Source organism: Pseudomonas sp. RA_35y_Pfl2_P32, from assembly GCF_963970735.1.
In the GTDB taxonomy this organism is placed as follows: Bacteria; Pseudomonadota; Gammaproteobacteria; order Pseudomonadales; family Pseudomonadaceae; genus Aquipseudomonas.
In genome coordinates this window covers 86,284-103,614 of sequence record NZ_CAXAQF010000012.1, presented here as the reverse complement: position 1 = coordinate 103,614, position 17,331 = coordinate 86,284, and the positions used below count along the sequence as shown (strand labels likewise).

Genomic DNA, 17,331 nt, shown 5'->3' with positions numbered 1-17,331 from the left:
ATGAATGCAATCAGTCATCCCATCGTGCCCTCTGCGGGAGTAGACGAGGCAAGACTGAGGTTTCCGATGCAGGAAATCATGGCCAGGGTCCTGCGCGACGCCACTGACGAGGCGCTTACGCAACTGATGTTCATCGGCGTGGCGCGCAAGGTCGGCACCACCTTTGTCGCCCAGCAGGCCGCCAGCCATCTGGCCGCCGCCTTTGGCAGCGTGCTGGTGATCGAGGTCAGCGCCCATGTCGACGACGCCGAAATGCTCGCCGGCGACCTCAAGCGCCTGCGGGTGCCGAACCATTCGGTGGTGCGCATCAGCCTGTCGGTCAACAGTTGCCTGAAGCTGCTGGGCCACGGCGGTGAATCGCCGGCGGCACTGGCCGAGCGCCTGCGCGAGCATTTTGACCTGGTGCTCTGGGACATGCCGTCGCCGACCTTCGCCCCCGTGTCGATCGTTGCCGCTCGCCACATGAATTCGATTGTGCTGGTCGCACAGGCCAACAAGAGCCGACGCCATGCCGCCAAGTACGTTTGCGACCGCCTCGAGGACAGCGGCGGCAACGTGCTGGGCGTGGTGCTCAATCGCACCCTCAACTTTATTCCGGAGTGGTTGTATCGCTGGTTGTAACCGTGGCCAAGAAAAACATGAATTTCACCTGGGGATAAGAACGGACATGGCGATCATGGACTGGTGTGGGGCGAGCGCGAAGTTTCTGCTAACCGCTGTACTGATGGGGGGCCTGCTGAGTGGTTGTACAACGATCAAGACCGAACAGATGGCTGGGTCGGAGACTTTGCCGCTGCTAGGCAAGGATGGGGTGGTGCCCGGCGGAAAATACCTGATCCGTCCCGGTGATGACCTGGACATCAAGTTCTACACCGCCAAGGACTACGACGAGGCGATCCCGGTGCGGCCCGATGGCTTCATCAGTATGCAGCGGGTCTCGGACATCAAGGCCGCCGGGTTGACGCCCGACGAACTGAGCGCGGCCATCAGCAAGGCCTACACGGGCAAGCTCAGTGATTCGAGCGTGTCGGTGATGGTCAAGTCCTTCAAGGGCTTTCGCGCGTACATCGGCGGCGAAGTGGCCAAGCCCCAGGTTATCCCTATGGAGGGTGGCATCACGGTGATGCAGGCGATCTACCGTGCCGGGGGCCTGCGTTACACCGCGCACCCGGAATCCGTGGTGCTGATCCGCAAGCAGGAAAATGGCGAGCCCAAGAGCTACCACCTGGACCTGAGCGACCAGGCCATCGAACTGGGCAAGAACGACATGGCCGTGGCCCTGAACCCTTACGACGTGATCTATGTCCCGCGCTCGCCGATTGCCAATGCCAACCTGTGGGTGACGCAATACATCACCGACCTGCTGCTGTTCAAAGGCATCAACTTCGGCTTCTCGGTCAACCGCAACTACAACAGCGGGGACAGTTCGGATGGCACCTTCTAATCCACGCGTGAGGCTCTGGAGCAGCCTGGTCCTGGGGTTGCTCGCCTGTTTGCTGATGCCCGTGGCGCAGGCCGAGATGAAATACGGGATCAACGCCAAATGGGGCGGTGGCGGCTACGATGAGCTGGTCGCACGCTTTGCCCTGGCCCGTTCGCTGGGCGTCAAGCAGGTGCGTATCGACTGGGAGTGGCGCCTGGTGGAAGGCCAGAAAGGCGTCTACGACTGGGCGCCCATGGACAACCTGGTCAAGGCTGCCGCCGAGCAGGGAATCGAGTTGCTGCCGATCGTCCACTACGCGCCAAACTGGGCCCTGCCAATGCTGGCTTTCAAGTCCAGCGGCACCTACGAGCTGGCGCCTTCGAGCGACTACTACGACAACTTTGCCGCCTTCATCAAAGCCTGTATCGAACGCTACGGCCCCGCCACCCAGGCGGGAATCACCTACTGGCAAATCTGGAACGAGCCCAACACGCCGCAATTCTGGGGGCCGTCACCCAAGCCCAAGGACTTCGTCAAGATGATGAAAACCGTGAGTCAGGCGGTGGCGGAACAGCGGGCGAACATCAAACTGGTGCACGCCGGTATTTCGCGCAACGACATCACCTACCTGTGGATGCTCTGGGATATCGACCCCTCCTACGGCGACTACTTCGACATCCTGGCGGTGCACCCGTACCTGTTCAACAAGGACGCCAGCGGCATCAACGCCCCCCAGGACATGGACGCCGACGAAAGCAGCCTGGCCAAGATGGGGTTTGTCGGCAGCAAGGAAGACAGCACCTACCTGGGCAAACTCTTCAACCTGCAACTGTTCATGCACCTGCGCCAATCCAGCAAGCCGATCTGGGTCACTGAGCTGGGCTATGTGGTCGCCGAGCCGCCCCTGGGCGTGACCGAGGCCCAACAAAGCGCCAAGACCAAGGCCACCCTGGACTACATCAACCAGCACTTGGGCGGCAAAAGCTTCGGCAAGGGTTTGCGCGGCGACTTGCCGGCCGATGTCGAGCGGGTCTACTGGTTTTCACTGGAGGACTACGAGTCCCCCGACGGCCTGGGGAACTTCGGCCTGTTTCGTGCGGACGGTACCGAGCGGCCCGCCGCCGCCGTGTATCGCCAATACGCCCAATAAGAGGGGATGAACATGAGTATCCGCGACGTTCTTAATATTCTCTTCAAGCGGCGTTATGTCGCGATCTGCTTCTTCCTGGCGGTATTGATCGGCGGCTTTGTCGGGCTCAAGGTCTACCCGGCAACCTACGATGCCACCGCCCGGCTCCTGGTGCGCCTGGGCCAGGAAGACATCTACATGCCGGTGCTGAGCAGCAGCCAGTTCCGCACGCCGATGATGTCGGTGGTGCGCGAAGAACAACTGCACTCCGAAGCCGAGATCATCACCAGCGAGGGCCTGTCCGAACAGGTGGTGGACAAACTGACGCCGCAAGTGCTGTTTCCCGGCATCGACATCAACCATCCCTGGTACACCCCCAAGGGCTGGCTGCAGATGGCCACCCAGGCCTACGCCGGTCTCGAGAGCTTCTTCTTCCCGCAATCAGGCAACCGCGACCTGCGCAGCAAAGCCATCTCGCGCTTGCAGAATGACCTGAGTGCAGAACCGGTCAAGAGCTCCAACATCATCGAGGTCACGCTCAAGAGCAAGTCGCCGCAGGCTGCCGCATTGGGGGTCAATGAACTGGTCAAGCACTACCTCACCGAACGGGTCAGGGTCTACCAGCGCGAGCAGACCGGCTTTATCTCCACCCAGCTGGAGGAGCTCGACGGCCAGATCAAGGGCATCGAAGGCACCCTGGAACACTTCCGCAATGACCGGCAGATCATGGATGTCGACCTGCAACGCAGCATGCAGATCGAGAAACTCAAGGACGCGCGCAAGAACATCGATACCACGTCGTTGATGGTCGAGCAGACCGACAAGCAGATCGATGTGCTGCGCAGTCAGTTGACCGGCTTGCCCCGGGTGACCGAACTCGACGGCCAGCAAGGCTCCAACAGCTACGCCCTGAGCGAGATGAACAAGCAACTGACGGACCTCAAGCGCCAGGAGGCCGACACCATCGCCCGACTGTCGCCAAGCGACCCGAAGGTCAGCTCACTGCGTGAACAGATCAGCGTTGTCGAACGTGGGATCGCCGAACAACGCGGCCAGCGCGACACCAACTCGCGGCGCGGCATCAACCCGCTCAACGCCCGTGTGCGCGATGACCTGATGAAAAGCGAGGCGGCCATGGCCGGCTATCGCCAGGGCCTGGCCACTCTCAAGGAGCAGGAGGCGGCGGATATTGCCCGGCTCAACGAAATCAACAACGTCGAAGCCCAGTTCAAGGAACTGGAACAGAAACTCGGCGTGTTGCGCGACAGCCGCAAGCTGTACCTGGAGAAACTCGAGGAGACCCGCTTCCTCAACGAACAGGCCAGCTCGCAGATCGGCAACGTCTCGGTGGTGAGCTGGGCGACCGTCAATACCAAGCCCGTCAGCCCGAAACTGTGGATGGTGTTGATTGGCGTACTGATCGGTGGCTTGCTCGGTGGGATCGGCCTGGCGTTCGTGATCGAGTTCTTCGACGACAGCCTCAAGTCCGACTCGGACGTGCGCCGCTACCTGGGCCTGCCCGTGATCGCCAAGGTGCCGAACCTGGGATGATCCCTGTGGGGGCGAGCCTGCTCGCCCCCACACCCTCATAGTTCACAAGCCCTCTGTTAGTGCTTGCGCTACAATCGTCTCCCTTTGTGCTCTGGAGACCTCACATGCCTGACTTCTCTGGCTTGCCGTTGGTGATCGAGCCGGGCGAGCTGCGCGCCCGCCTCGACGCCCGCGAACTGATCCTGGTGGACCTGACCAGCAGCGCCCGCTATGCCCAAGGGCATATCCCCGGCGCACGCTTCGTCGACCCCAAGCGCACCCAACTGGGCCAGCCGCCAGCACCGGGCCTGATGCCGCCACAGGCGGCACTCGAAGCCCTGTTCGGCGAGCTGGGGCATAACCCCGATGCGGTCTACGTGGTGTACGACGACGAAGGTGGCGGCTGGGCCGGGCGCTTCATCTGGCTGCTGGATGTCATCGGTCACCGGCGTTATCACTACCTCGACGGTGGGTTGCTGGCCTGGCAGGCCGAAGGCTTGCCACTGTCTGGCGAGGTTCCCGCGGCAGTCGGCGGCCCGGTCGGGCTGACCTTGCACGACGGCCCCACGGCCACCCGCGAGTACCTGCAAAGCCGTCTCGGCGCCGCCGACCTGGCGATCTGGGATGCACGCGGCCCGCTGGAATACTCCGGGGAGAAAGTCCTGGCGGCCAAGGGCGGGCATATTCCCGGCGCGATCAACTTCGAGTGGACCGCGGGCATGGATCAGGCGCGTCAACTGCGTATCCGCAGCGACATGGCGCAGATCCTCGAGCAGCTTGGCATTACCCCTGACAAAGAAGTGATTACCCACTGCCAGACCCACCACCGCTCTGGCTTCACCTATCTGGTGGCCAAGGCGCTCGGTTATCCGCGGGTCAAAGGCTACGCCGGTTCATGGGGCGAATGGGGCAACCATCCCGATACGCCCGTTGAGATTTAAGGTTTTTAAGGACAGTTAATGAAAAAGCGTTTGTTTATCCTCAGCCAGTACCTGCTGCCCCACCACCTGCTCTCGCGTCTGGCCGGCTGCATTGCCGAATGCCGCGTGCGTTGGTTCAAGAATGCCTTCACCGCCTGGTTCGCCAAGCGCTACCAGGTCGACATGTCCCAGGCGCTGGTCGAAGACCTGAGCGCCTACGAGCACTTCAACGCCTTCTTCACCCGCGCCCTGAAAGACGGTGCCCGGCCACTGGACCAGACCCCGGGCGCGATCCTCAGCCCGGCCGACGGTGCGGTCAGCCAACTCGGCCCGATCGAGCACGGTCGCGTGTTCCAGGCCAAGGGCCACAGCTTCAGCGTGCTGGAACTGCTGGGCGGCGACGCCGCCAATGCCGCGCCGTTCATGGGCGGCGACTTCGCCACCATCTACCTCTCGCCCAAGGATTACCACCGCGTGCACATGCCGCTGGCCGGCACCCTGCGCGAGATGGTCTACATCCCGGGGCGGATCTTCTCGGTCAACCAGACCACCGCCGAAAACGTGCCGGAGCTGTTTGCCCGTAACGAACGTGTGGCCTGCATTTTCGACACCGAGCGTGGCCCGATGGCCGTGGTGCTGGTGGGCGCGATGATCGTTGCCTCGATCGAGACCGTCTGGGCCGGGCTGGTCACGCCGCCCAAGCGCGAACTGAAAACCTTCCGCTACGACGAAGCCGCCCGCGCACCGATCCACCTGGAAAAAGGTGCGGAGCTGGGTCGCTTCAAACTGGGTTCGACGGCAGTGGTGCTGTTTGGCCCGGACCAAGTGCAATGGGCTGAAGAACTGGCGGCGGGTTCGCCGGTGGTGATGGGCCAGGGCCTGGGCGCACCAAAAGCCTGATACACACCGGCACTGTAGGAGCGAGCTTGCTCGCGATGAACCATAGAGCGACGCGGGCATTCAGAAAGCCCGCGTCTTCGTTGACGACCATCGCGAGCAGGCTCGCTCCTACAAGTGTTTTGCGGTGTTACAGCTGTCCGTCGCGGTCCCTGAACCCCAGCAGGTACAGCACGCCATCCAGCCCCAGGGTGGAAATCGCCTGTTTGGCCGACTGTTTGACCAGCGGCTTGGCGCGGAACGCCACACCCAAACCGGCAATCGCCAGCATCGGCAGATCGTTGGCGCCGTCACCGACCGCAATGGTCTGTTCCAGACGCAAACCTTCCTTGTGCGCCAGTTCCCGCAGCAGATCGGCCTTGCGTTGGGCGTCGACAATCGGCTCGACCGCCACCCCGGTGACTTTGCCGTCGACCACTTCCAGTTCGTTGGCAAACACGTAGTCGATGCCCAGCTTGGCCTGCAGCTGCTTGGCAAAGTAGGTAAAGCCGCCAGACAGGATCGCCGTCTTGTAACCCAGGCGCTTGAGCTCGGCGAACAGGGTTTCGGCGCCTTCGGTCAGGCGCAGCGAGGCACCGATGGAATCCAGCACTCCGACGTCCAGGCCTTTGAGCAAGGCCAGGCGCTCCTTGAAGCTGGCACGAAAATCCAGCTCGCCGGCCATGGCCCGCTCGGTGATTTCAGACACCTGCTCACCCACTCCGGCCGCCTTGGCCAGTTCGTCGATGACCTCGGCTTCGATCAGCGTCGAGTCCATGTCGAACACCGCCAGGCGACGGTTGCGGCGGAACAGCGAGTCTTCCTGGAAGGCGATATCGACATTCAATTCCTGGGCCACGCTGAGGAACTCGGCCCGCAGCGCCTGCGGATCCGCCGCCTCGCCGCGCACCGAGAACTCGATGCAGCCCTTGCCCTTGTCGGCCGGAGTGTCCAGTGGCATGCGCCCGGACAGGCGGTCGATGTGGTCGATGTTCAGGCCGTACTTGGCCGTGATCGAGCTCACGCTCTGCAATTGCTCGGCCGTCACTTTGCGCGTCAGCAGGGTCACGATGTGGCGTTTTTTACCCTGGTTGCCGACCCACTGCTGGTAATCCTCTTCGGAAACCGGGGTGAACCGCACCTGCTGATCGAGCTTGTAAGCCGTGAACAGGATGTCCTTGAGCACCGACTTGCCTTGCTCGGTGTCGGGAATTTCAACCAGGATGCCGAACGACAGGGTGTCGTGGATCACCGCCTGGCCGATGTCGAGAATGTTCACACCACCCTGGGCCAGAACACCGGTAATGGCCGCAGTCAGACCCGGACGGTCGACTCCCGTGATGTTTATCAGGACGATTTCGCGCAAGGCGCACCCCCGCAAGTGGAAAAAAACCGCATTCTACCCACATTCAGTGACCATCGGGCACAGCGAGCGCTTTGCCGGTCTGGGGGCTATCGCTATACTGCGCGTCAACTCCACGGACAAAAGAGCCGAGCTCAGTGAACCGGCCCACGCCAGTCAAACCCGATAACTTCTTCCTGCTGATCTTCCGTGCACTGCGCCACCGCCGTGTACCGATTGCATTGCGCATTGCCAGCCATAACGTGATCCTGGTCGCACTGGCCCTGGTGATCTACGCCTGTGTGATGGGTCTGCAGTTCAAGCAGGCGATGCACGAACAGGCCGATGCCCTGGGTCAGAGCCTGACCACCCAGACGGCAACCTCGGCCACCGAGCTGTTAGTGTCCAATGACATCCTCAGCCTCAACGTGCTGCTGAACAACCTGACCAAGAACCCCTTGGTGGCCCACGCGGCTATTTATAGCGTGGACAACCGGATTCTGGCCGAGGCGGGGCAACGTCCCAAGCAGGGCCTGCTGGGCGAAACCCAGGGCATGTACGAGAGCAAGATCACCTTCCAGGACGTGACGGCCGGGCAACTGCGCATCAGCCTGGACATGCAGCAGTTCGAACAACCCATGACCATCAGCCTGCAGAGCATGGGCATTCTCAGCGCCATCCTGCTGGCCCTGGCCTTGGCCCTGAGCCTGCGCCTGGGTCGCCATATCTCCACGCCGCTGCTGCAATTGCGCGTGTGGTTGCGTGACATCGACGAACACACCCCGGCCACCCAGCGCCAGGACGAGATCGGCGACCTGGCCCGCCAGCTGCACGCCAGTTTTGCCCCTGAGCCAGTAGCGCCGGTGGCGGTTCCCGAGCCGGAAATCGACGAACTGGACGATGCCGAGGACGACGAGCCAGCTTTCGAAGTGCGCAACCTGCGGGACCCGAGCTTCGATGAAAGCGCTCCGGTGGCCAGCCCGAAAGCCGCACCCCGGCATGTGCTCAGCGCCGAGGAAGACGAAACGGACGATGATGAAGACCCATTCGCCGACGTTCGCGACAGCGCCACCACTGCCGTCGTGGTCAAGCCACAGCCCAAGGCCGTCGCCTCCAGCCAACCGCAGTTCAGCGCCGTGCTCGCCGTACAGCTTGGCGCCCAGGAGCAACTGCGCCGTTTGCCACGCGCGCGCCTGACCGAACTGCTGGACCGTTACCGCGACTGCCTGGACCAGGCCGCGTCGCTGTACGAGAGTGAGCTGCACACCCTCAACGATGGCAGCACCCTGATGCTGTTCCACACCCAGGAAAGCGGCGAAGACTACCTGACCAATGCCATTTGCTGCGGCGAACTGCTGCGCGCCCTCGGCCACCAGTTGCAGATCGAAGTCGCCGACAGCGGCATCACCCTGCAATTGCAGCTGGGCCTGACCCTGGGCGAAGAACTCTTCGGCCTGAGCCAGATCGACCTGCTGTTGACCGAAACCGCCCAGGACGCCCTCGCCCTCTCCCAGCACAGCCGCAACCTGCTACTGGTTGAGCGCAAGATCAGCGACGACGCCTTGATCCGCCAGCGCGCCCGCATCCGTCCGATCGCCAGCCCTGAAGGCGCCTGCTGCGTCGAGCGCCTGATGGAGCCTTACCCTTCGATGTTGGAGCGGCAACTGGCGCGCATGCACGAGACCGGCGCCTAAACCCGACCGCGCCACACCCAAGCCCGCAGCCGAGTAATCGCCTGCGGGCTTTTTGTTGCGATCCCCAGCCATTCCCCCGTAGCAGCTGTCGAGCCCGCGAGGCTGCTGCTACAGGGGTTCAGTTGGCAGAAACAACAAAGCCCGCATTGAGCGGGCTTTGTGGGTACGGTGTGCGACTTAGAAGCGGAACACTTCCATGTCTGTGCGAATAGGCGCGGCCATCGGAATCTTCGGCTGTTTCTCGCGCTCGGCGGGGGCCGTGGGTTTTGCCGCTGCAGACTTGCGAGGGGCTTCGGCAACAGGCGGCTGGTTGGCCAGCGGCTTCAGGGCCACCGACAACTGCTCGGCCAGGCGCTGCAACAACACGCCCTGGGCCTGCACCTGCGCGGCGGTGCCGCCGGCATGCTGCTCTTGCAGGTGAATGATGCGGTTATCGCGGACTTGGCCACGACGGTCGATCAGCCGCCATTGGGCATCCAGCACCGCCGGTTGCGACTCACCCGAGTCCAGGCGGGTAATCGACAGCAACACCTGGACGTCCGGGGTGAACCCCAGGGTCGCCGGCGCCAGGACCACACGCTGGCTGTCCAGTTGACCCGCGACCTGACGCAGCAGCAACTGACTGATGTCCGAAGACAGGCTGCCGGCCCAGCGACCGTCGGTCGAGGCTTGCAGGCTGCCGTCCGGTTGACGTTGCAATAGGGTTTCACGCTGCAGGTAATCGGCAATCAATACCGGACCCAGCAACACCGCCATGCCCGAGCTTTGCGCAGGCTGCGCCGGGGTGCCGCTGTCCAACTGATACAGCGACACCGGCTGGTGAACGCTGCAACCCGCCAGGCCAAGAACGCCAGCGAGCAACAAAATTAAAGGAAAGCGCAGAACAGTCATCATCCCATCCAGGTGACGGCCACAAGGCCAGCCACTGTGAAAATACTCAAAAAATATAAAGAACGCTCGACCACGCCGGCGTTTGAAAGGCCATATCATCCGTGAATATGCCCGGCGACTCCAGCGCGAAAGCATCGATCTACGCGTTAAATCGTAGATCGAGCGCTCTAGACCGCTTAATTGAGAGTTTCTACCAATAGTGCATCGACCCGCTGGAAGCCCCGCGGCAGTTTATTGCCTCGGCGTCCACGCTCACCTTTGTAGTGCTCCAGGTCATCGGCCTTGAGTGACAGTGTGCGCTTACCGGCCTGCAATACCAGCGTCGCGCCTTCCGGCAGCACTGCGATATCCGTGACGTATTCCTCGCGGTTGGCCACACGTTCGCCGGGGATACCGATGATTTTGTTGCCTTTACCCTTGCCCAGCTGCGGCAGGTCGCTGATTTTGAAGATCAGCAGGCGACCTTCGGTCGTTACCGAAGCCAGCCAGTTCTCGTCACGGTCCGCAACCGGACGCGGCAGGATCACCTTGGCGTTGTTCGGCAGGCTCAACAGCGCCTTGCCCGCCTTGTTCTTGGCTTGCAGGTCCTCGCCCTTGACCACGAAGCCGTAACCCGCGTCGGAGGCGATCACGTACAGGCCGTCGTCCTCTGGCATCAGGACACACTCGAAGGTCGCACCCGGTGGCGGAGTCAGGCGGCCGGTCAACGGCTCGCCCTGGCCACGGGCCGACGGCAGGGTATGGGCCGGCACCGAGTAACTGCGCCCGGTGGAGTCGATGAATACCGCAAACTGGTTGGAACGACCGGCAGCGGCGGTCTTGAAACCGTCCCCGGCCTTGTAGGAAAGGCCGGTCGCATCGATATCGTGGCCTTTGGCCGAGCGCACCCAGCCTTTTTCCGACAGCACCACCGTGACTTTCTCGTTCGGCAGCAGATCATGCTCGGTCAGCGCCTTGGCTTCGGTGCGCTCGACAATCGGCGAGCGACGGTCGTCGCCATAGGTTTCGGCATCCTTGAGCAGCTCGGTGCGCACCAGCTTCTTGAGCTTGGCTTCGCTGCCCAGCAGGGCTTGCAGCTTGGCCTGCTCCTTGAGCAGTTCGTCCTGCTCGTCGCGCAGCTTCATCTCTTCCAGGCGCGCCAACTGACGCAGGCGTGTGTCGAGGATGTAGTCAGCCTGGATTTCGCTCAGGGCAAAACGCTCGATCAGCTTGGCCTTGGGGTGTTCCTCGGTGCGGATGATGTGGATCACTTCATCCAGGTTGAGGTAGGCAATCAACAAGCCGTCCAACAGGTGCAGGCGACGCTCGACCTTGTCCAGGCGGAACTGCAAGCGGCGACGCACCGTGCGCACCCGAAATTCCAGCCACTCGACCAGCAACGCGCGAAGGTTCTTCAGCTGCGGCTTGCCGTCCAGGCCAATGATGTTGATATTGACCCGGTAGGTGGACTCCAGCTCTGTGCTGGCGAACAGGTGCTGCATCAGGGCTTCATGATCGACCCGGCTGTTGACCGGAATGATCACGATCCGGCACGGGTTCTCGTGGTCGGACTCGTCACGCAGGTCGGCGATCTGCGGGGCCTTGGACGGCTTGGCCTGCATCATCGCGGCAATCTGTTCCAGCACCTTGGCCCCGGAAACCTGGTGCGGCAGTGCGGTGACAATGATGTCGCCGTCTTCGACGTGGTACACGGCGCGCATGCGCACCGAGCCCTTGCCGGTCTCGTACATTTTCAGCAGGTCGGCGCGCGGCGTGATGATTTCCGCCTCGGTCGGGTAGTCCGGGCCCTGGATGTGCTCACACAGCTGCTCGACCGTGGCTTTCGGCTCATCGAGCAGGCGCACGCACGCCGTGGCGACTTCCCGCAGGTTGTGCGGCGGAACGTCAGTGGCCATGCCCACGGCGATGCCAGTGGTGCCGTTGAGCAGGATGTTCGGCAACCGCGCCGGCAACACCAGCGGCTCGTCGAGGGTGCCGTCGAAGTTCGGCCCCCAGTCGGCCGTGCCCTGCCCCAGTTCGCTGAGCAACACTTCGGAGTAACGCGACAGCCGTGCTTCGGTGTAACGCATGGCGGCGAAGGATTTCGGGTCATCCGGCGCCCCCCAGTTACCCTGGCCGTCCACCAGCGTGTAGCGGTAGCTGAACGGCTGGGCCATCAGGACCATGGCTTCGTAGCAGGCGGAGTCGCCGTGGGGGTGAAACTTGCCGAGCACATCACCGACGGTACGCGCGGATTTCTTGTGCTTGGAGTCAGCGTCCAGCCCCAACTCGCTCATGGCATAGACAATACGTCGCTGCACCGGCTTCAGGCCGTCGCCGATGTGCGGCAGGGCCCGGTCCATGATCACGTACATGGAGTAGTTGAGGTAGGCATTTTCGGTGAAGTCGGCCAGTGAGCGGCGTTCTACGCCGTCCAGGCTGAGATCCAGGGAGTCGCTCATGCGGGCCTCATCATTTCGTGGTCTGGCGCAGCAGCAAGGTGCCGCCGCGCTGGGTAAATTCGAGTCGTTTCAGGGCGCTCATGCCCAGCAGCACTTGATCGCCGCTCAAGCCTGGCGCCACCAGGGCGCGCACGTCATGCAAGACAATGTCGCCCAGTTTCAGTTGTTCCAGTCGGGTCCGATAGCCCTGGCTGCGACCATTGGCCGTGCTCAGGGTGACCTCGACACCTTTTTCCAGGTTCAGCCGTCGGGCCAGGCTGGCCGGGATCGACACATCGGTGGCCCCGGTATCGAGCATGAAGTTCACCGGCTGGCCGTTGATCTGGCCATCGGCAACGAAGTGCCCCTGACCATTGCCCACCAGCTTCACCTCGATAAACCCCTCGCCCTGCTGCGAACTGACCTGGGTGTTGGGGTTTTCCTGACGCTGCTCCCAGTCGCCAAAAAACCGCGTCGCCAGAAACAGCCCGGCACACCAGGCGAGCACCAGCAGCACCCGGCCGGCGCGCTTGCCCGGCGCCTGCTGACTCATGACTTGGCGCTCCAGCCACCCAGCGGCGCTGCGAAGCGCCAGACGATCGGGCGAAATTCACCATCGGCACGGGCGCCGTTGTTGTTGTCGATGCCAATCCAGGCACCTGTGGCGTCGATCACCAGCGCCTCGGCCAGGCCGTAGGCTTGTGGATAACGTCGCGGCGCCTGCAAGGCATCGGCGGCAAACGACCAGCAACGCTCGACCTTGGCCGTCACCGCGTCACGGCGGCAGATTTCATAGGCGTTGCGTTCCAGGGTAAAGAGCTTGCCGTCGAACCACGCCAGGTCAGCGAAGTCCCGAGACACCGGCCGGGCATGGGGAAACTGCGCCGGCTGCATTTGCGTGCCGGCTTCGCTGAGCAGCACGCAGGCGCCGTCGCAATCCCACACGGTTTGTTGCCGCTTGAGCCGCAACAGCCCGCGCCGCTCGCGCTCGGCCGCCAGCCACAGCTGGTTGCCCTCAGGGTCGACAGCCAGGCCTTCGAACAGCGCGTTGAAGTGCAGCAACATGCCACTGGCCCGCGCTTCGCGCGCCAGCATCGGGGAAATTTTCAGCCATTGCGCAGCGCCCGTCGGCGGCACCTGCAATACGGCCGCATGGGCCTCGCTGACGATGTAGCGATTGCCCGCCTTGTCACAGCTGATGCCTTCGAAATCGAGGTTGCCACCGCGCACGATCGACGACGCCCAGGTGCGCGATTTCAGGCCCCAAGGCAAGCCGCTGTCCGGCACCGGCGGCACGTCGATGGGCACCGCTTCGGCCTGCCACACGCCCTCGCCCGTGGCGAGACGATAGATCTGCCCATCGTCGCGATCGGAAACCGTCCACAGGTCATTGCCGCATTGCGCCAGTCCCGACAGATTGCCGCCGTGCATGCCTTGCACGGCATGCTCGGACAGCAGCGTCAGCTCAGGCGGGGGCTGCGCGAACGCAGCCCCCGCCAGCAACAGCCATGGGAGGGCGAAACCGCTCCGCATCAGCCCAGAACCTCGGCCAGGTTGCCCTTGGACTCCAGCCAGGACTTGCGATCACCTGCACGTTTTTTCGCCAGCAGCATGTCCATCATTTCCGACGTGGCGGCGAAATCATCCAGGGTCAATTGCACCAGGCGCCGGGTGTTCGGGTCCATGGTGGTTTCGCGCAACTGCGGCGGGTTCATTTCACCCAGGCCTTTAAATCGGGTGACCTGGGGCTTGCCGCGTTTCTTCTCGGCCACCAGGCGGTCGAGGATGCCATCGCGCTCGGCTTCGTCGAGGGCGTAGTAGATTTCCTTGCCCAGGTCGATCCGGTACAGCGGCGGCATCGCCACGTAGACGTGACCGGCATCCACCAGCGGACGGAAATGCTGGACGAACAAGGCGCAGAGCAAGGTGGCGATGTGTAGGCCGTCGGAGTCGGCGTCGGCGAGGATGCAGATCTTGCCGTAGCGCAGCTGGCTCATGTCCGCCGCGCCCGGATCGACGCCAATGGCGACGGCAATGTTATGCACTTCCTGGCTGGCCAGCACTTCGCTGCCGTCCACTTCCCAGGTGTTGAGGATCTTGCCGCGCAGCGGCAGGATCGCCTGGAACTCTTTGTCCCGCGCCTGTTTGGCCGAGCCGCCGGCGGAGTCACCTTCCACCAGGAACAGCTCGGAGCGCATCGGGTCCTGCCCGGCGCAGTCGGCGAGCTTGCCCGGCAGGGCCGGACCCGAGGTAATGCGTTTACGCTCGACTTTCTTGCTGGCCTTGAGGCGACGGCCGGCGTTGTTGATCGCCAGTTCCGCCAGGAGCATGCCGGTTTCCGGGTGGGCGTTGAGCCACAGGCTGAACGCGTCCTTGACCACTCCGGAAACAAACGCCGCCGCCTCGCGGGACGACAGGCGCTCCTTGGTCTGGCCGGAGAATTGCGGCTCCTGCATTTTCATCGACAGGACGAACGCGATGCGCTCCCAGACGTCTTCCGGCGCCAGCTTCACCCCACGGGGCAACAGGCTGCGGAATTCGCAGAACTCGCGCATCGCATCGAGCAGGCCCTGACGCAGGCCGTTGACGTGGGTACCGCCCTGCGCCGTGGGGATCAGGTTGACGTAGCTTTCCTGCACGCTGTCGCCGCCTTCGGGCAACCACAGCAGCGCCCAGTCGACCGCTTCTTTATTGCCGGCCAGGCTGCCGCAGAACGGTTCGTCCGGCAGGCGCTCGAATTCGCTGACTGCGTCCACCAGGTAGGAACGCAGGCCGTCTTCGTAATGCCATTCGACTTTTTCGCCGGTGGCCTTGTCTTCAAAACTGACCAGCAGCCCCGGGCACAATACGGCCTTGGCCTTGAGCACGTGCTTGAGGCGGCTGATGGAGAATTTCGGCGAATCGAAATACTTCGGATCCGGGGCAAAGAACACGCTGGTGCCGGTGTTGCGCTTGCCGACACTGCCGATCACTTCCAGCTCGGTTTTCTTGTAACCGTCGGCGAACGTCATCTGGTATTCGTTGCCGTCACGCTTGACCCGCACCCGGACCTCGGTGGACAGGGCGTTGACCACCGAAATACCGACCCCGTGCAAACCACCGGAGAACTGGTAGTTCTTGTTGGAGAACTTGCCGCCGGCGTGCAGCTTGGTGAGGATCAGCTCGACGCCCGAGACGCCCTCTTCCGGGTGGATGTCCACCGGCATGCCGCGGCCATCATCGCTGACTTCCAGCGAGTGGTCGGCGTGGAGGATGACCTGGACCGATTTGGCGTGCCCGGCCAAGGCTTCGTCGACGCTGTTGTCGATGACTTCCTGGGCAAGGTGGTTCGGCCGACTGGTGTCGGTGTACATGCCGGGGCGTTTACGCACCGGGTCGAGGCCCGAGAGGACTTCGATGGCGTCTGCGTTATAAGAGCTAGCGCTGGGAGTGGCCATGGGGTCTCGTCGTCAGTCGTTCATGAAAATAGGGGCAAGGGTTCACAGTGCTGTGAAATCGATCGCCTGGTACACATCGGCGCCAATGCCGGCAAAGCTCAACAGGGCCGGCAACTGCCCGGCAAATCCCTGGAAGCTATGGTCGCCGCCGGCCTGGATACGCAACGCACAGGCTCGGTAATACTGTTGGGCGAGGCGGTAGTCCAGCGTTTCGTCGCCGGTCTGCAGCCACACCTGGTAGCGCTGCGGGTCCCGGGGCGCCGGCACTTCCAGCTCGGCCAGGGCCGTGATGTGGTCGTGGGTCAATTCCCAGGTTTGTTCGGTATACAGGTTTTGCTGCGTCCCCAGGTAGCCGTCGAACATCCGGTGCGGACTGACGGCAGGGTTGATCAGCAGGGCTTTAAGACCATGGAGCTCGGCCAAGTGAGTGGCATAGTAGCCGCCGAGTGAGCTGCCGACCAGCAGTGGCCGCCCCAGCTCGGCAATCGCCTGCTGTAACTGACCGATGGCTTCGCGTGGGTGATGATGCAGGGCCGGAACGCGCAATTGGTCAGCCAGCCCCAGACGCTCCATCACCCCGATCAGCTGGCAGGCCTTTTTCGACGAAGGCGCGCTGTTGAAGCCATGGATGTAGAGGATCGAACCGGACATTTGAGCTCCCTGGCGGTCGGCAAAAGAAAGCGCAGTTTACAGGGAGTCGGGCATATCGCGAGCAGGCTTGATCTCACATTTACTCCCCTGTGGGAGTGAACCTGCTCGCGACTGCCGTGATGCGGCGCTCCTGCTCAGTAACCGTCAGAGCCGTAATCGACCGTAAAATCGAACCCAATGACCCGCTCCACCCCGGTCTCCAGCCGTCCATCGGGCAACAGCCGCAGCCAGCGATAGCCCGGCGCCAGGGTATCGACCCGGAAATCTTCGCTGCCCGGCTCGAACTGGATACAGGTCGAAGGCGACGCCAGCAACCGCACGCCGTTGCGCTGTTGATCGATTTCCTGATGCACATGCCCCCACAACACGGCCCGCACCTGGGGGAAGCGGTCGAGCACGGCAAACAGCGCTTCCGGGTTACGCAAGCCGATCGGCTCCATCCACGGACAGCCAATGGGCACCGGGTGATGATGGAAACACACCAGGTGGTGGCGTTCGGGCGCTTCGCTCAGGGCGCGGGCGAGCAATTGCAGCTGATCGTCCTGCAGGTAGCCCGGCACCGAGCCCGGCACGGCCGAATCGAGCAAGGTGATCCGCCAGTTGCCGATGTCCACTAACGGCTCCAGCAGCGAACTCTGCACCGCGGCCTGGGCCATGACCTGCGGCTCGTCATGGTTGCCCGCAATCCAGCGGGCAGGCGCGTCGATCTGCTCGCTCAAGCGGCGAAACAGTTGATAAGAGGCCAAGGTGCCGTCCTGGGACAGGTCGCCCGTGGCGATCACCAGGTCCACCCGGGGCTGTTGCGCCCGCACCAGCTCGATCACCGCCGTCAGGCTGTCGCGGGTGTTCATGCCCAGCAGCGTGCGGTCTGCCTCGGCGAACAGATGGCTGTCGGAAAGCTGCACCAGCAGGACGGGGTCGTTGGCGGTCAGAGTGGATACGCTCGGCAAGGCGTTCTCCCAAGGCGCGATCACGCAGGTGGATAGGTGGCGCAATTATGCTGGGGCATGGGTAAAAG

General features: G+C 62.9%; 15 protein-coding genes. 7 read left to right on the top strand and 8 right to left on the bottom strand.

What is annotated here, in order from left to right:
• Nucleotides 1-66: 66 nt before the first annotated feature.
• The 6 genes from AACY45_RS13925 (at nucleotide 67) to asd (ending at nucleotide 5,902) form a co-directional block, all read left to right on the top strand.
• Nucleotides 67-621 (top strand): hypothetical protein, encoded by a 555-nt coding sequence (locus AACY45_RS13925; RefSeq protein ID WP_339546021.1) that lies wholly within the window; start codon nucleotides 67-69, stop codon nucleotides 619-621.
• A 193-nt stretch (nucleotides 622-814) separates the two neighbouring features.
• Nucleotides 815-1,444 (top strand): polysaccharide biosynthesis/export family protein, encoded by a 630-nt coding sequence (locus tag AACY45_RS13920; RefSeq protein ID WP_339546020.1) that lies wholly within the window; start codon nucleotides 815-817, stop codon nucleotides 1,442-1,444.
• Complete coding sequence (locus AACY45_RS13915; RefSeq protein ID WP_339546019.1) at nucleotides 1,431-2,573, top strand: hypothetical protein; 1,143 nt, start codon at nucleotides 1,431-1,433, stop codon at nucleotides 2,571-2,573. The genes AACY45_RS13920 and AACY45_RS13915 overlap by 14 nt, the downstream gene beginning before the upstream one ends.
• A gap of 12 nt (nucleotides 2,574-2,585) precedes the next feature.
• Nucleotides 2,586-4,103, top strand: coding sequence for a GumC family protein (locus tag AACY45_RS13910; RefSeq protein WP_339546018.1), 1,518 nt, complete (start codon nucleotides 2,586-2,588; stop codon nucleotides 4,101-4,103).
• A 104-nt stretch (nucleotides 4,104-4,207) separates the two neighbouring features.
• Nucleotides 4,208-5,023 carry a thiosulfate sulfurtransferase gene (gene rhdA / locus AACY45_RS13905; RefSeq protein WP_339546017.1) on the top strand — a complete coding sequence of 272 codons (816 nt, stop codon included), beginning with the start codon at nucleotides 4,208-4,210 and terminating at the stop codon, nucleotides 5,021-5,023.
• 18 nt (nucleotides 5,024-5,041) lie between these two features.
• A complete protein-coding gene (asd, locus tag AACY45_RS13900; RefSeq protein ID WP_339546016.1) occupies nucleotides 5,042-5,902 on the top strand; it encodes an archaetidylserine decarboxylase in 861 nt (286 codons plus the stop codon).
• A gap of 127 nt (nucleotides 5,903-6,029) precedes the next feature.
• Here the strand turns inward: asd and serB are convergent, their stop codons facing one another.
• Nucleotides 6,030-7,244 (bottom strand): phosphoserine phosphatase SerB, encoded by a 1,215-nt coding sequence (serB, locus tag AACY45_RS13895; protein WP_095169604.1) that lies wholly within the window; start codon nucleotides 7,242-7,244, stop codon nucleotides 6,030-6,032.
• Nucleotides 7,245-7,378: 134 nt separating this feature from the next.
• Here serB and AACY45_RS13890 point away from each other — a divergent pair, with 134 nt between their 5' ends.
• Nucleotides 7,379-8,914 (top strand): AhpA/YtjB family protein, encoded by a 1,536-nt coding sequence (locus AACY45_RS13890; protein WP_339546015.1) that lies wholly within the window; start codon nucleotides 7,379-7,381, stop codon nucleotides 8,912-8,914.
• A gap of 177 nt (nucleotides 8,915-9,091) precedes the next feature.
• Here the strand turns inward: AACY45_RS13890 and AACY45_RS13885 are convergent, their stop codons facing one another.
• The 7 genes from AACY45_RS13885 to cpdA all read right to left on the bottom strand — a co-directional run bounded on the left by AACY45_RS13885 (nucleotide 9,092) and on the right by cpdA (nucleotide 17,263).
• Nucleotides 9,092-9,805: a PqiC family protein gene (locus tag AACY45_RS13885; protein ID WP_339546014.1), complete on the bottom strand. Its 714-nt coding sequence runs from the start codon at nucleotides 9,803-9,805 to the stop codon at nucleotides 9,092-9,094.
• 176 nt (nucleotides 9,806-9,981) lie between these two features.
• Nucleotides 9,982-12,246, bottom strand: coding sequence for a DNA topoisomerase IV subunit A (gene parC / locus AACY45_RS13880; RefSeq protein WP_159993410.1), 2,265 nt, complete (start codon nucleotides 12,244-12,246; stop codon nucleotides 9,982-9,984).
• 10 nt (nucleotides 12,247-12,256) lie between these two features.
• Complete coding sequence (locus AACY45_RS13875; protein ID WP_339546013.1) at nucleotides 12,257-12,778, bottom strand: retropepsin-like aspartic protease family protein; 522 nt, start codon at nucleotides 12,776-12,778, stop codon at nucleotides 12,257-12,259.
• Entirely contained in the window at nucleotides 12,775-13,758 is a 984-nt protein-coding gene (locus AACY45_RS13870; protein WP_339546012.1) for an esterase-like activity of phytase family protein, read from the bottom strand. The genes AACY45_RS13875 and AACY45_RS13870 overlap by 4 nt, the downstream gene beginning before the upstream one ends.
• Entirely contained in the window at nucleotides 13,758-15,662 is a 1,905-nt protein-coding gene (parE, locus tag AACY45_RS13865) for a DNA topoisomerase IV subunit B (protein ID WP_339546011.1), read from the bottom strand. The genes AACY45_RS13870 and parE overlap by 1 nt, the downstream gene beginning before the upstream one ends.
• Nucleotides 15,663-15,704: 42 nt before the next feature.
• Nucleotides 15,705-16,313, bottom strand: a complete 609-nt coding sequence (locus AACY45_RS13860) for a YqiA/YcfP family alpha/beta fold hydrolase (protein WP_339546010.1) — start codon at nucleotides 16,311-16,313, stop codon at nucleotides 15,705-15,707.
• Between the two features lie 134 nt (nucleotides 16,314-16,447).
• On the bottom strand, nucleotides 16,448-17,263 hold the full coding sequence (gene cpdA / locus AACY45_RS13855; protein WP_339546009.1) for a 3',5'-cyclic-AMP phosphodiesterase: 816 nt from the start codon (nucleotides 17,261-17,263) through the stop codon (nucleotides 16,448-16,450).
• Nucleotides 17,264-17,331 lie beyond the last annotated feature (68 nt).

Coding starts and splice junctions, on each gene's coding strand:
- AACY45_RS13925 (WP_339546021.1), top strand. CDS start 67: ATGCAGGAAATCATGGCCAGGGTCCTGCGCGACGCCACTGACGAGGCG.
- asd (WP_339546016.1), top strand. CDS start 5,042: ATGAAAAAGCGTTTGTTTATCCTCAGCCAGTACCTGCTGCCCCACCAC.
- AACY45_RS13910 (WP_339546018.1), top strand. CDS start 2,586: ATGAGTATCCGCGACGTTCTTAATATTCTCTTCAAGCGGCGTTATGTC.
- AACY45_RS13870 (WP_339546012.1), bottom strand. CDS start 13,758: ATGCGGAGCGGTTTCGCCCTCCCATGGCTGTTGCTGGCGGGGGCTGCG.
- AACY45_RS13915 (WP_339546019.1), top strand. CDS start 1,431: ATGGCACCTTCTAATCCACGCGTGAGGCTCTGGAGCAGCCTGGTCCTG.
- AACY45_RS13885 (WP_339546014.1), bottom strand. CDS start 9,805: ATGACTGTTCTGCGCTTTCCTTTAATTTTGTTGCTCGCTGGCGTTCTT.
- AACY45_RS13875 (WP_339546013.1), bottom strand. CDS start 12,778: ATGAGTCAGCAGGCGCCGGGCAAGCGCGCCGGCCGGGTGCTGCTGGTG.
- parC (WP_159993410.1), bottom strand. CDS start 12,246: ATGAGCGACTCCCTGGATCTCAGCCTGGACGGCGTAGAACGCCGCTCA.
- rhdA (WP_339546017.1), top strand. CDS start 4,208: ATGCCTGACTTCTCTGGCTTGCCGTTGGTGATCGAGCCGGGCGAGCTG.
- AACY45_RS13860 (WP_339546010.1), bottom strand. CDS start 16,313: ATGTCCGGTTCGATCCTCTACATCCATGGCTTCAACAGCGCGCCTTCG.
- parE (WP_339546011.1), bottom strand. CDS start 15,662: ATGGCCACTCCCAGCGCTAGCTCTTATAACGCAGACGCCATCGAAGTC.